This is a genomic window from Actinoplanes sp. NBRC 101535, assembly GCF_030269225.1.
GTDB classification, from domain to species: Bacteria; Actinomycetota; Actinomycetes; order Mycobacteriales; family Micromonosporaceae; genus Actinoplanes; species Actinoplanes rectilineatus.
Genome location: NZ_BSSY01000001.1, coordinates 670,895 through 684,136 on the forward strand (window position 1 = coordinate 670,895; position 13,242 = coordinate 684,136).

The 13,242-nt window shown below is 71.6% G+C and carries 14 protein-coding genes and 1 pseudogene; 6 read left to right on the forward strand and 9 right to left on the reverse strand.

Annotated features, from left to right (window positions below):
* Nucleotides 1–10: 10 nt before the first annotated feature.
* Nucleotides 11–715, forward strand: coding sequence for a response regulator transcription factor (locus QSK32_RS02845; RefSeq protein WP_045742914.1), 705 nt, complete (start codon nt 11–13; stop codon nt 713–715).
* Nucleotides 712–2,109, forward strand: coding sequence for a HAMP domain-containing sensor histidine kinase (locus tag QSK32_RS02850; protein WP_285471125.1), 1,398 nt, complete (start codon nt 712–714; stop codon nt 2,107–2,109). Before QSK32_RS02845 ends, QSK32_RS02850 begins: the two co-directional genes overlap by 4 nt.
* Nucleotides 2,110–2,358: 249 nt before the next feature.
* Here the strand turns inward: QSK32_RS02850 and QSK32_RS02855 are convergent, their stop codons facing one another.
* The 6 genes and pseudogenes from QSK32_RS02855 to QSK32_RS02880 all read right to left on the reverse strand — a co-directional run bounded on the left by QSK32_RS02855 (nt 2,359) and on the right by QSK32_RS02880 (nt 7,117).
* The gene (locus tag QSK32_RS02855) at nt 2,359–3,372 is read right to left on the reverse strand and encodes a HEAT repeat domain-containing protein (protein WP_052720511.1); all 1,014 of its coding nucleotides are present in this window, start codon (nt 3,370–3,372) and stop codon (nt 2,359–2,361) included.
* Between the two features lie 29 nt (nt 3,373–3,401).
* Nucleotides 3,402–3,578: a DUF397 domain-containing protein gene (locus QSK32_RS02860; protein WP_211275387.1), complete on the reverse strand. Its 177-nt coding sequence runs from the start codon at nt 3,576–3,578 to the stop codon at nt 3,402–3,404.
* A 43-nt stretch (nt 3,579–3,621) separates the two neighbouring features.
* Nucleotides 3,622–3,960, reverse strand: a pseudogene (locus tag QSK32_RS02865) (DUF5753 domain-containing protein); the annotation flags it as partial.
* A 33-nt stretch (nt 3,961–3,993) separates the two neighbouring features.
* Nucleotides 3,994–5,190, reverse strand: a complete 1,197-nt coding sequence (gene lhgD / locus QSK32_RS02870; protein ID WP_045742912.1) for an L-2-hydroxyglutarate dehydrogenase — start codon at nt 5,188–5,190, stop codon at nt 3,994–3,996.
* Nucleotides 5,091–6,245, reverse strand: a complete 1,155-nt coding sequence (locus QSK32_RS02875) for an acyltransferase family protein (protein ID WP_052720509.1) — start codon at nt 6,243–6,245, stop codon at nt 5,091–5,093. The genes lhgD and QSK32_RS02875 overlap by 100 nt, the downstream gene beginning before the upstream one ends.
* Complete coding sequence (locus QSK32_RS02880) at nt 6,242–7,117, reverse strand: alpha/beta hydrolase (RefSeq protein WP_285471126.1); 876 nt, start codon at nt 7,115–7,117, stop codon at nt 6,242–6,244. Before QSK32_RS02880 ends, QSK32_RS02875 begins: the two co-directional genes overlap by 4 nt.
* Before the next feature lie 124 nt (nt 7,118–7,241).
* On the opposite strand from QSK32_RS02880, the gene QSK32_RS02885 reads away from it, so the two are divergent.
* From QSK32_RS02885 to QSK32_RS02900, 4 genes are all read left to right on the forward strand, one after another.
* A complete protein-coding gene (locus tag QSK32_RS02885) occupies nt 7,242–8,363 on the forward strand; it encodes a sensor histidine kinase (protein ID WP_045742911.1) in 1,122 nt (373 codons plus the stop codon).
* Complete coding sequence (locus QSK32_RS02890) at nt 8,360–9,019, forward strand: response regulator (RefSeq protein WP_285471127.1); 660 nt, start codon at nt 8,360–8,362, stop codon at nt 9,017–9,019. Before QSK32_RS02885 ends, QSK32_RS02890 begins: the two co-directional genes overlap by 4 nt.
* A 250-nt stretch (nt 9,020–9,269) precedes the next feature.
* Nucleotides 9,270–9,446 carry a hypothetical protein gene (locus QSK32_RS02895; RefSeq protein WP_157411060.1) on the forward strand — a complete coding sequence of 59 codons (177 nt, stop codon included), beginning with the start codon at nt 9,270–9,272 and terminating at the stop codon, nt 9,444–9,446.
* A gap of 94 nt (nt 9,447–9,540) precedes the next feature.
* Nucleotides 9,541–9,858 carry a hypothetical protein gene (locus QSK32_RS02900; RefSeq protein WP_245673975.1) on the forward strand — a complete coding sequence of 106 codons (318 nt, stop codon included), beginning with the start codon at nt 9,541–9,543 and terminating at the stop codon, nt 9,856–9,858.
* A gap of 388 nt (nt 9,859–10,246) precedes the next feature.
* On the opposite strand, the gene QSK32_RS02905 is transcribed toward QSK32_RS02900, so the two are convergent.
* Genes QSK32_RS02905 through QSK32_RS02915 form a run of 3 tightly spaced genes read right to left on the reverse strand, consistent with a single transcriptional unit; the run spans nt 10,247 to nt 13,051 of the window.
* Nucleotides 10,247–11,062, reverse strand: coding sequence for an ABC transporter ATP-binding protein (locus tag QSK32_RS02905; RefSeq protein WP_045742909.1), 816 nt, complete (start codon nt 11,060–11,062; stop codon nt 10,247–10,249).
* Between the two features lie 22 nt (nt 11,063–11,084).
* Nucleotides 11,085–12,116 carry a FecCD family ABC transporter permease gene (locus QSK32_RS02910; RefSeq protein WP_045742908.1) on the reverse strand — a complete coding sequence of 344 codons (1,032 nt, stop codon included), beginning with the start codon at nt 12,114–12,116 and terminating at the stop codon, nt 11,085–11,087.
* Nucleotides 12,113–13,051 (reverse strand): FecCD family ABC transporter permease, encoded by a 939-nt coding sequence (locus QSK32_RS02915; protein ID WP_211275390.1) that lies wholly within the window; start codon nt 13,049–13,051, stop codon nt 12,113–12,115. Before QSK32_RS02915 ends, QSK32_RS02910 begins: the two co-directional genes overlap by 4 nt.
* Nucleotides 13,052–13,242 lie beyond the last annotated feature (191 nt).

Below are 13,242 nucleotides of genomic sequence, written 5' to 3' on the forward strand. Positions count from 1 at the left end.
GGTAGGGGGCATGCGGATCCTGGTGGTGGAGGACGACGCGGCGGTGCGCGACTCCCTGGCGCGCACCCTGCGGTTCCAGGGATATCAGGTGGAGATCGCCGGCGACGGCCTGCACGCCCTCGAAGCGGTCCGCGACAACGAGCCGGACGCCCTGATCCTCGACGTCAACATGCCCCGCATGGACGGCCTGGAAGCCTGCCGCCGGCTCCGCGCCGAAGGCGTCCTCGTCCCGGTCCTGATGCTCACCGCCCGCGACAGCGTCGGCGACCGGGTCGCGGGCCTCGACGCCGGCGCCGACGACTACCTGGTCAAACCGTTCGCCCTCCAGGAACTGCTGGCCCGGATGCGGGCACTGCTGCGGCGTTCGGCCCTGTCCACACCGACCGGGGACGGCCTCTCCTCCCTTGGTGACGGCCTCTCCTTTCTTGAGGTACGCCTGAATCCGCGTACTCGGGAAGCGTGGCGCGGCGACCGCCCGCTGCGCCTGACCCGGACCGAGTTCGAGATCCTCGAAGTGTTCCTGCGCCACCCGCGGCAGGTCCTCTCCCGGGCGGCCCTCTTCGAACAGGTCTGGGGCTACGACTTCGGCGAGGGCTCGAACAGCCTGCACGTCTACCTCGGCTACCTGCGGCGCAAGTTGGAGGCCGACGGCGAGGCGCGGCTGCTGCACACCGTTCGTGGAGTCGGATTCGTGCTACGGGAGGAGCCGCTGTGAAACGGTGGTGGCGGGCACGGACCCTGCACGACCGGCTGTCGCTGCTGGTCACCGGGGCGGTCGCGGCGGCCGTCCTGCTGGTCTCCGGCGGGGCGTGGCTCACCGTCCGCGAGATCCAGGAAGGCAAGGTCTCCGCGGAACTCCTCGCCGACGCCGGGACGATCGCCGAGAACCCGGCACAGTGGCTGGCCACCCAGAGCACCCGCAAAGGCCCCGACCCCGGACCCGGCCACAAGGAGATCGGCCCCTGCTGGCAGATCATCGACGAGACCGGCGCCGTCATCGGCGGCAGCGCCACCCCGCTGCCGGTCACCGACACCGCCGCGGCCATCGCCGCCGGCGGGAACGAGGAGACCCAGGAGGTCGTCACCCTCGGCCCCGGCGACTACCTGATGCTGACCGTGCCGGTCGACGGCGGGGGAGCGGTCCAGGTCGCCCTCGACCAGGACCCGGACAAGCGGGTCCTGGCCCTGTTCGCGGCCCTCCTCGCCGTCGGCTGCGCGGCCGGGATCGCCGGCGCCGCCCTGCTCGGCCGCACCGTCTCCCGCGCCGGCCTGGCCCCCGTCGACCGGCTGACCGAAGCCGTCGAGGACGTCGCCGTCACGATGGACCTGACCCGGCCGATCGACGTGGCCGGCGACGACGAGATCGCCCGGCTCGGACGCTCCGTCAACGCGATGCTGACCGCGATCGACGCCTCCCGCAGCGCCCAGCGCGCCCTGGTCGAAGACGCCGGCCACGAACTGCGCACCCCGCTGACGAGCATCCGCACCAACGTGGAACTGCTGCTGGCCGTGGAACGCCAGCCGGAACTGGCCCACCGGCTGCCCCCGGAGGAACGCGCCCAGCTGCTGCACGACCTGGACGCCCAGGTCCGCGAACTGACCACCCTGACCACCGAACTCGTCGAACTGTCCCGCGAGGAGGGCAGCCGCGAAACGATCGAACAGGTCGACCTGGCCGAGGTGGTGACCGCCGCGATCAACCGGGTCAGCCTGCGCGCCCCCGGCCTGACCTTCGACACCGAGTTGAGCCCGCTGACCGTCCTGGGCCGCCCCGGCGAACTCGAACGCATGGCCGTCAACATCCTCGACAACGCCGCCAAATGGAGCCCGCCCGGCGGCACGGTCCGCACCCGCCTGCACGCCGACGGCCCGGGCGGCGCCCGTCTGACGGTCGCGGACAACGGCCCGGGCATCGCCGCTTCCGACCTGCCACACGTCTTCGATCGCTTCTACCGCTCGACGGCGGCCCGCGCGACGCCCGGCTCCGGCCTGGGCCTGGCGATCGTCGCGCAGACGGCGGCCCAGCACGGGGGCGCGGTGAGCGCCCGCGCCAACCGCCCCCACGGCACCGTCGTCACCGTCCGCCTGCCCGCCACCCCCGCCGGCTAGACGCGTTTCGTCATCAGGGTACGAAGCCCATCCGCGTGGTGATTTCGGGTGTGCTGGACGCCCCAATTCACCACGCCTCTGGTGGTGTGGTGATTTCGGGCGTGCTGGACGCCCCAATTCACCACACCCGTGGCGGTGTGGTGATTACGGGCGGGCTGGACGCCCGAAATCACCACACCCGTGGTGGGGTGTGGTGTTCTCGGGAGGGATGGGCGGCTGAAGTCACCACGCGGACCCTGATGACGGCCGCTACTCGAGCATTTTGAGTAGGCCCCAGTAGGAGTGCCAGGTCGACGACTCGTAGCCGTCCTCCTGAGCCAGCCGTTGCAACTCCTCCAACGCCCGGCCGTCCCCGCGCCGCGCGAGGCCGATCGCCGCCTCGGCCCGCAGATGCCGATCGTCGTCGGCCAGGTGGAGGGCGAGCAGCTCGCGAATCGCGGGCACGTCGGCCGGACCGTGGGACAGCGCCGACAGCGCCACCCGTCGCACGGTCGGATCCTCGTCGTGGGTCAGGCCGAGCTGCGCCGCGAGAATCTCGGCCGGCTGCCCGTCAGCATCGGTCATGAGTTCGCCGGCGACCCGGCACCGCACGTCGACGCGGGGATCGCGGGCGAGCGGGATCAACTCGGGCATCGCCGGCCGGTCGTCGAGGAAGTTGGCGTACGCGCCGATCACCGAGCTGAGCGTCGCACCGTCGGACTCCACCCCGAAACGGTCGCGCAGCGCCCCGACACAGGCTTTCCCCTCCATGTCGAAGCTCATCCCGTGCAACAGCCCGGCGGCGAACCGTCGCGCCATCGGATCCGGATCGCTGAGCTTGCCGGCCGCCCACTGAGCGCTCTCGTCGACCGGCACCCGGCGGCTGATCGCGACCTCGACCTCCGACCAGTCCTGAGACTCCGGGTCGCCCGACCAGAGCGCGCGTTCGAGCAGTTCGTCCCGCGGCGCCCGGAGGCCGATAGCCCACTCGACGAACGTGACGATCGCCCGGTGCGCGAGTCGCACCTCGACCCGGCGGCCATCGGGCGCGACGGCGCGGACCCACCGCACGGTCGGCAGATACTCCTCGAACGTCAGCACCCCGGTCTCGACCGTCGCGTCCGGTGCACCGAGCCGTTCGCGCAGTTCGGTCGCCGGGTCGCGGCCGAACCAGGCACGGGCCGTCGCCAAGACCCGCAGCAGCACGTCGTGCGGCGGCGGATCGGCGTTGATCAGCTCGCGCAGCAGGTCCAGATCCCCGTCGTCGGCCGCCTTCTCGATCATGCGCCCGTTCCGGTCAGGCGAGTGGCTGCTCAGAGGAGGTTCTCCTCCCGCACTCCCGCGACGAACGCGGCGCGTTCGCCCGGAGTGAAGAACAGAATCGGGCCGTCCGGGTCCTTGCTGTCCCGCACCGCGAAGCCGCCGTCGGGCAGATCGGCGACCTCCACGCAGTCGCCGCCGCTGCCGACGAGCGGTTGCCCTTGCGCCACGCCAGATCGTTCCGGTCGAGGTGGTCGTAACCCTTGTCAGCCATCACTTCATCTCCTCGGCTGCCGCTCTGATCAAGTCCAGTGACTCCCGGTGCGGAGCGGCTTTCTCCCGCACGTCCTCCCAGGCGTCTCGGTACAGTTCGACCTCGGCTCGGTCATCCAGATAGAGCGTCCTGCCCAGGATCTCCACGCAGGCTACGTCTCCCGCTTCGCTGTCGGCGAAGCGCAGCACCTGAAAACCGCCGACCTCGGGCATGTACGCGCCGGCCGCGTAGGGGAGCACCTGCACCTGAACGTTGGGCTGGTCTGCGGCTTCGGCGAGACGGGCGAGCTGCTCGTGCATCACCTGCCGGCCGCCGATCGCGCGGTGCAGGGCCGCCTCGCCGACGAGTACCCCTGAGTAAAGACCGGCGCGTCAGCTTCCGAACACCTCGCGGACCACGTGTTCGGCTATCGCCAAAGATGAGGTTGCCGCGGGGGACGGGGCGTTGCGGATGGCCGTGACCGCGCCCAGCCGGTGGATGCGGAAATCGTCCACCAGGGTGCCGTTGCGGTCCAGGGCCTGGGCGCGCACCCCGGCCCCCGCACGCACCACGTCGCCCGGGCCGATCTCCGGGACGTAACGCATCGCGTCAGCCATGTAGCGGCCGATCGACAGGGAACCGCCGACCTCACGGATCCCGGTGCGCCAATGCTTGCGGGCCATCCGCCAGGTGCCGGGCCAGGTGGCGATGCCGGCCAGGTCGCGGGCCGAGACCGCGGTGCGGCGGTAGCCTTCGCGGGCGGTGGCGAGCACCGCGTTCGGGCCGACCTCGACGACGCCGGTGACGCGGCGGGTGAAGTGGACGCCGAGGAACGGGTACCTCGGGTCCGGCACCGGGTAGATCATGCCGCGGACCAGGCCGGCCTTCTCCGGGCGGACGGCCATGTACTCGCCGCGGAACGGGATGATGCGGGGTTCGGCGGTGTCGCCGGCCAGCTGCGCCACCCGGTCGGTGTGGATGCCGGCGCAGACGATCAGGTGCTCGACGCGTTCGGTCCGGTCGCCGGCCACGACCGTGATCGAGCCCGGATCGCGGGTGATGCGGGTGACCGGGCTCTTCACGCGTACCGAACCGCCGCTTTTCTCGATGTCGAGCGCAAGTCTTCGCGCAATGGCCGGGAAATCGGTTATCGCCGTTTCCGGGGAATGCAGCGCGGCCAGGCCGGTGGCGTGCGCTTCGATGTCGCGGATCCCGGCCGCGTCGGTTCTTCTCAGATGGGGTACGCCGTTGGCCCGCGCCCGTTTCTCCAGTTCGTCCAACCGGCCCAGTTCGCCGGCGTGCACCGCCACGACGAGTTTTCCGCACTCCTGATAGGCGATGTCGTGTTCGGCGCAGTATTCCCGGAGAAGCGACCGCCCGCGGGTGCAGAGTTCCGCCTTGAGGCTGCCGGGCGGGTAGTAGATGCCGGCGTGCACGACCCCCGAATTGTGGCCGGTCTGGTGCCGGCCCACCTCGGCTTCCTTCTCCATCACGACGACGCGGGTCCCGGGGCGCCGCAGGGCGATCTCCCGTCCGATGGCGAGTCCGACGATGCCCGCGCCGACGATGCCGACTGTCCCGTCCCCCATGCGCTGTCCCCCTGACCGACCACAATGGATTCGCTTGACCTTCGCACAGCGGAGCCGGGAAAGGCAGCACAGAGCACGGCGAGGGCGACGGCGAAGACCGGGATCCAGAGCAGCCGGTGCAGCGGCCAGTCCCCGGTCGGCGTGTCCAGCAGGCCGGGGAGTGTTCCGGCGACCGCCCCGGCCGAGGTGACCAGGAGCAGGGCGGTCTGGTGCCAGCAGAACACGGTCAGGGCGTGGCGGTTGAGCGCGGCGACCGGCGCCCCGATCAGCGGACGCTCCAGCCACCGGCCCAGATGCGGGCGCACCAGCAGGAAGACGCCGATCTGGGCGGCGCCGAGGGCGAGGGTGAACAGTGACGGCGGGGCGAGGTTGGACCAGCCGTCGCCGGGGACGCCCACCGCGCTGGGCGGATATCCGGCGACGGTCACCAGGAGCGTGCCGGTGACCAGGCCGCCGGGCAGCAGGACCGCACCGGCCCGGCGGGGCAGACGGCCGTCGGCCAGGACGATGCCCAGCAGGAACGGGACGGACCAGCCGATCAGGGTCGCCGGGACGGTGAGCCGGCCGGCCGGCGCCAGGTGCCGCCAGATGTCACTGAGGACGATCAGGGCCACCAGCGGGGGTACGCCACGAAGTCCCACCCGGCGCAGCAGCGGGGCCAGAGCGGACAGGGCCAGGTAGACGAGCAGGAACCACATCGGGTGGGTGACCAGGGAGAGGATCACGTGCCGGGTGCTGTCCGGGGCGCCGGTGAGCGTGAGGAGGCCCATCGCCGGGACCCCGACGACGGCCAGCGCGATCAGTGGCTTCCAGCGGTTGGCGCTCCGGGAGCGCGTCGTGTGCCTACGTGCCGAGGCGAATCCGGCCGCGAAGAAGAACAGGGCCAGGGTCTGCAGGAACCAGGTCGCCGGGGCCAGCGTGGGACGGCCGGTCAGCGGGCTGGCCCCGTGCCAGGCGCCGTCGTCGCCGACCACCACGGCCGAGACCAGCCAGTGCCCGAGCACCACGCCGACGATGGCGACGGCACGCAGGGCGTCGATCGTCCGGTCCCTCACGCGACTTCCCCCGTTCCCTCCGCGATGGCGGCGAGCGCGGCCAGCGAGTCGGTACCGGGCGCCAGGTAGTGATCGTGATCGGACACGTCCGCGGTGGGGAACGGTCGTGCGCCGAACCCGGGGTCCTCCGGGTGGCGGCCGTGACCCAGACCGAGCACCCGGACACCCGGCACGAGCCGGATCGCGTCCCCGGCGCTGCACCCGGCCCAGACCCGGGCAGAGGTGCCCAGGGCGGCGACGGTGTCCACGCCCATCCCGGGACTGCCGTAGACCGCGATGTCGGTGACCCGCGCGGGCAGCCGGGACGCGGCATGGCCGATCACCGTCGAGCCGTAGCTGTGCCCGAACACCGCGACGGTCGCGTCCGGGCGCAGCGCGGTCAGGTCGTCGACGAACCGGACCAGGGCGTCGGCGCCCGCCTCGGCCAGATCCGGGCGTCCCGCCTCACCGAACGTCCGCGGCGCGTCGTAACCGAGCCAGGCGATCACCGCCACCCCGGAGGTGGCGGCCCACAGATCGGCGGCCTGGACCGCGGGTGACCGGAAGCGTTCACCGCCCACGCCGCGCCAGAAGTTCGCCAGCCGGTTGCTCATCCCGGGCACCAGCACCACGATCCGCGGGGCCGACGCCAGGTCGCCGAACACCTGCACCACCCGTCCCCGGCCCCGGGCGTCGAAGAACAGGTAGTCGCCCGCCGGGTATCCGGTCATCAGCCGGCGGCTCGCGGCGTACCGATCGACCAGGGGCATGCTCCCGAGGTCCGGGGCGGCACCGGCCCGTGCCGGGGCGGTGGGTGGCGCCAGCAGGACACCGGCCGACGGGGTCACCGCCACCACGACGGCGACGAGGAAGGTTCGCAACGCTCTGACCATGCCGCAGAAGGTGCCGGAGCGGCGCCGTGCCCGTCATCGTCCCGCGGGCGGCCCCCGAGGTGGCCCGCGGGCGTAATCCCACGGGCCGATGCCCCGCCCCCGGCCGGCTTCCTACGATCACCGCATGTCCGCCGTACGCGCCTGGGCCTATGCCCTCCTCTTCCCGGTCGCCCTGCTCGCCGCGGTGCTGATGCCGTTCGGCCACGAGGTGGTGCTGACCGTCGCGGCCGGCCTGTCCCTGCTGCTCCCGGTGCCGTTGCTACGCCGCACCCCGCTCGCCGGCCTGCTGCTGATCCTCGTCAGCGGCATCGGTGTGCTGTTCGTCGCCGGCGAGGACGGCCTCGCGCAGGTCGCCACCTACGTCCTGTTCGTGGCGCTCGACATCGTGGTCGGGTACGTGGCGGCCCGGGAACGCCGGCAACGGTCTGCCCCGGCCGCGGCGCTGGTCGCTGTCGTCCAGATCGCGATGGCCCTGTTCGCCAGCCGTTCCGACGTCCTCACCATGATCACCATCGAGGTGCTGGCCGTGATCACCGCCTGGGTGATCGGCGACTCGCTGCGGCAACGCCGCCGGTACGCCGCCACGCAACGCCGGCAGGCCGAGGACCGGGCCGTTCAGGCCGAACGCCTGCGCATCGCCCGCGAACTGCACGACATGATCGCGCACAGCATCGGGGTCATCTCGGTGCAGGCCGGCATGGGCCGCCGGGTCATCGACACCCAACCCGAAGCGGCCCGCGACGCCCTCGCCGCCATCGAGGAGACCAGCCGCGACACCGCCGCCTCCCTGCGCCGGATGCTGGGCACCCTGCGCCGCCACGACACCGGGGCCGGACCGGCACCCCTCGACCCGGCGCCCGGCCTCGCCGACCTCGACGGCCTGGTCACCCGGACCGCGCAGGCCGGTGTCGAGGTGGATCTACGCTGGGCGGGCGAGCGGACCCCGCTGCCACCGGACATCGACCTGTCCGCGTTCCGCATCATCCAGGAGGCGGTCACCAACGTGATCCGGCATTCCGGGGCCGGCCACTGCGCGGTCCTCGTGGACCGCGGCCCCACCACCCTGGCCGTCACCGTGACCGACGACGGGCGGGGCGGCTCCGCCGACGGCCCCGGCTACGGCATCGCCGGCATGCGGGAACGGATCAGCCTGCTGGACGGCGTGTTCACCGCCGGACCCGGACCGTCCGGCGGATTCCGGGTGACGGCGAGCATCCCGCTGCCGACCCTCGAGCGCATCGCATGACCGTCCGGGTGCTGCTCGCCGACGACCAGCCACTGATCCGCAGCGGACTCCGGGTGCTGATCGACGGCACCGGCGACCTGCGGGTCGTCGGCGAGGCCGCCACCGGCACCGAGGCGGTCCGGCTCACCCGCGACGAACGACCCGACGTGGTGGTGATGGACATCCGGATGCCGGTGATGGACGGCATCGAAGCCACCCGCCACATCCAGGCCGGCCCCGACCCGGCCCGGGTGCTGATGCTCACCACGTTCGACGACGACGATTACGTGTACGCGGCGCTGCGCGCGGGAGCCAGCGGATTCCTGGTCAAGGACATGGCCCTCGACGACATCCTCGGAGCGATCCGCGTGGTGGCGGGCGGCGACGCGCTGATCGCCCCGAGTGTGACCCGCCGCCTGATCGAGCAGTTCGTGGCCCCGCCGCCGGCGCCACCGGCCGTCCCACGGCGCAGCTCCGAGGGCATCACCGACCGGGAACGAGAGGTCCTCACGCTGGTGGGGAGGGGCCGTTCGAACGCGGAGATCGCCACGGATCTGCACATCAGTCCGGCCACCGCCAAGGCACACGTGGCCCGATTGTTCACGAAACTCGACGCCCGCGACCGGGTGCACCTGGTCATCATCGCGTACGAGATGGGGCTGGTCCTCGCTCCTTGATCAGTCCTGGCGCGTCAGCGCCGCGCTCACCGACCGGGGACGCGCCGGTCAGCGGGCCGCACGGAATGCGCTCGCCGAGATCGAAGCCGCATGGACCTCGGAGATGTCCCGAAGCGAACCGCAGACCCTGCGCCAAATGCTGGAGAGAATCGCGCGCGACTGAAGCGCGTTCTTTAGAGGGATAGACAGATGACCTGGTCACCCGGGTCGGGGATATCGATTCCGACTGGTCGATCCCTACCGTGGGCGCATGACGATCGACTATGTCGCCGAGGCGGCGAAGGCCAAGGAATCGATGAGGGAAATCGCCGCGCAACTGGGCGTCCCCGCCCCGGAATGGACTGCCGACGACGAACGGCGGATGCATGAGAACAACAAGGCCATCGCCGAATTCTGGGCGAACCACAAGAAGCAGCAGTCGGAGTGAAGAAGCCTCGAGTCCTGGACGCCTCCGCGGTCGTCGAGCTGGTGAGGGCCATCCCGACCTGATGTGGCTCGCGTCGAGCGCACAGGCGGGAGAGATGAGCCTGCTTGTGCCGGCGACCGCCATCGCCGAAGCGCAAGCGGCGATGCGGATGCCCCGGGCGGCATGGGCACACATCTACCGGATTCGTGGCCTGTCCACGCTCGACCTCCACGAGGGCAACGCGGACCAGGTGGGTGACCTGGCGGCCCCGAGGCTTCAGCACTACCCGATGCAGAAGTTGCTGACCGGACCCCTCATGGTCGGCCACGTCCTGCGCGAAGCCATCGAGACCAACGCCGCGATCTCCACCCAGATCCCGGAGTTGTACGGCGGGCACTCCGTTCCGGTGGTCCTGATCGAGCACCCCCTGTAACGCCGCCGGATCCGGCCGGCGCCCGCGGCTCTCCCCGCCTGCGCCGGCCGCCCACGGCTCCGGGCCGGCGGGACGTTTCTAGACACCTTTCGCAGTCAGGGTCTGCCTCTGTGGTGATTTCGGGCGCTCAGCACGCCCGTATTCACCACACCCACAACAGCGTGGTGATTTGGGGCGTTCAGCGCGCCCGTATTCACCACACCGCCAGGGGTGTGGTGATTTGGGGCGTCGAGTGCGCCCGTAATCAACACACCACCACCGGTGTGGTGATTTGGGGCGTCGAGTGCGCCCGTATTCACCACACCGCCAGGGGTGTGGTGACTTCGGGCGTCCAGAGCGCCCGAAATCACCACGCGGATGGGCTTCGCACCCTGACCACGAAACGTTTCTAGGCGGGATCGGGCACGGCGGCGCGGCGGCGGGCGGCCGGGACCACCAGCGGCGTGCCCGTCTGCGGGTCGTCGATCACCTGGCAGGGCAGGCCGAACACCTCTTCCACCAGCTTCTCGGTGAGCACCGCGGACGGCTCGCCGGACGCCGCCACCTTGCCGCCGCGCATGGCGATCAGGTGGGTGGCGTAGCGGGCCGCGTGGTTCAGGTCGTGCAGCACCGCCACCAGGGTGCGGCCCTGGCGTTCGTGCAGTTCGGCGCAGAGGTCCAGCACCTCGATCTGGTGCGCGATGTCCAGGTACGTGGTCGGCTCGTCCAGCAGCAGCAGTGGTGTCTGCTGGGCCAGCGCCATCGCGATCCACACCCGCTGGCGCTGGCCGCCGGAGAGTTCGTCGACGTTGCGGTCGGCCAGGTCGGCGATGCCGGTGGCGGTCATCGACTCGGTGACCACCTGCTCGTCGTCGCTGGACCAGCGGCGCAGGATGCTCTGGTGCGGGTACCGTCCGCGGGCGACCAGTTCGGCGACGGTGATGCCGTCCGGCGCGGTCGATGACTGGGGCAGCAGGCCCAGCGTCCTGGCGACGGCCCGGGTGGGCAGCGAGTGCACGTCCTGGCCGTCCAGCAGCACCGTGCCGGTCGTCGGTTTGAGTAGCCGGGACAGGGCGCGCAGCAGGGTGGACTTGCCGCACGCGTTCGGCCCGATGATCACGGTGAACGAGCCGTCCGGGATGTCGACGCTGAGTTCTTCGGCGATGACCCGTTTGTCGTAGGCCAGCGTCATCTGCGAACCGCTCAGCCGCGGCGTACCGGTCATCGTTCTCTCCTTGATTCGGTCATCAGATCCGGCCGGCCTTGCGTTCGGTGGTCAGCAGCCAGACCAGGTAGGCGCCGCCGACCGCACCGGTGACCACGCCGACCGGGAGCGCCGAGTCGCCGGCGTGCTGGGCCAGCCAGTCCGCGCCGACCAGCAGCAGGGCGCCGGTGGCCAGGGACGGCACCAGGTTCGGGCCGGGCGCCCGGGTGAGTCGTTTCGCCAGGTGCGGCGCGATCAGCGCGACGAACGCGACCGGTCCGGCCGCGGCCGCCGCGCACGAGACCAGCAGTGCCGCGGTGAACAGCGCCCCGGTGCGCAGAACCTTCACGGGTACGCCGAGGGCGGACGCCGCGTCGTCGCCCATCTCCAGGATCCGCAGTCCGGGACCGCAGGCCAGCAGCAGGATCGGCAGGGTCACGGCGAGCACGATCAGCAGCGGGCCGGCCTGCTGCCAGTCCCGGCCGTCCAGGCTGCCGGTGAGCCAGAGCATGGCCCGCGCGTTCTCCATCTGGATGCCCCGGGTCAGCAGGTAGCCGCTGATCCCGTTCAGGATGGCGGCCAGCCCGATGCCGCACAGGATGAACCGGTAGCCGTGCAGGCCGTGCTTGCCGCCGATCACTTGGATCAGCAGGGCCGCCGCGAGGCCACCGGCCACCGCCGCGAGGGAGAGTTGGGTGCTGCTGCCGCCGAGGATCACCACGGTCAGCGCCGCGGTGCTCGCGCCGTTGGTGATGCCGAGGACGTCCGGGCTGCCCAGCGGGTTGCGGACCAGGGACTGGAAGACCGCGCCGCCGGCGGCCAGGCACATGCCGACCACGATCGCGGTGATCAGCCGGGGCAGGCGCAGTTCGTTGACGATGAAGTCCTGTGCCGTGGTGCCCTGGCCGAGCAGGGTGCGGACCACGTCGGCGGGGGCGATCGGGTATTCCCCGGTGCCCAGGGTGAAGACGCTGATCACGGCGGTGCCGACGGCCGCGGCGATGCCGACGGTCACCGCCCGGGGGCGGATGCCGACTCGGCTGCCGATGCTCTTGTCGAGGACGGTGGTGGTCATCGGGCGACTCGCACGAGATAGAGGAACAGGGGACCGCCGAGGACCGCGGTGACCGTGCCGACCTGCAGTTCGCTGGGGCTGCCCAGGATCCGGCCGAGCACGTCCGCGCCGAGCAGCAGGACCGGGGCGAGGACCGCGGTGTACGGCAGCATCCAGCGCAGGTCCGGTCCGGTGATCGGGCGGACCAGGTGCGGGATCAGCAGTCCGACGAAGACGATCGGCCCGCAGGCCGCGGTGGCGCCGCCGCAGAGCAGGGTGACCGCGACGATCACCGCGATCCGGATGACGGCGGGCCGGGCGCCCAGGGCGCGGGCCGCGTCGTCGCCGAGGGAGAGCGCGTTGAGCGGGCGGGCCACCGCGAGCGCGACCAGCAGGCCGGCCGCGAAGAACGGCAGCAGCCGGGTGGCGGTGGCGAAGTCGGCGCTGGCCAGCGAACCCGCGGTCCAGAAGCGTACCTTCTCGATCGCCTGCGAGTCGGACAGCAGGGTGGCGCTGACGTAGGAGTAGAGCGTCGCGTTGAGTGCCGCGCCGGCGAGCGCGAGCCGGGCCGGGGTGGCGGTGCGGCCGCCGCCGACCGCGTACACCAGGGCGGTGACGACCGCGGCGCCGCCGAGGGCGAACCAGATGTAGCCGTAGAACGTGCCGACGCCGAGGAAGACCGCCGCGCTGGCCACGCCCGCCGCGGCGCCGGCGTTGATGCCGAGCAGGCCGGGGTCGGCGAGCGGGTTGCGGGTGAGCGCCTGCATGATCGCACCGGACAGGCCGAGCGCCATGCCGACCATCAGGCCGAGCAGGGTACGCGGCAGCCGCATCTCGTGGACGATCCGGTAGAACGGCGACGCCGGGTCCCACAGTCCGGCCCAGACCTCGCCGGGGGAGAGGAACCGGGCGCCGAAGCCGATGCTGAGTACCACCACGGCGGCGAGGACGAGCAGCGCGACGAGGAGTCCGGCCAGACGGGCGGGTACGCGTTTGACCACTGGCGAGGCAGCCGCGGGCGTCGATGGCGTCCCGGGCTCTCGCCGCTGGTCAGTGGGCGTGTCATAAGTGGACAGTGCAGGTCTCCCGTCACGGTTCGGCGGCACCTGTTGACGCGCGTTCGGTTCGTTAGGTTAGCCTAACCATT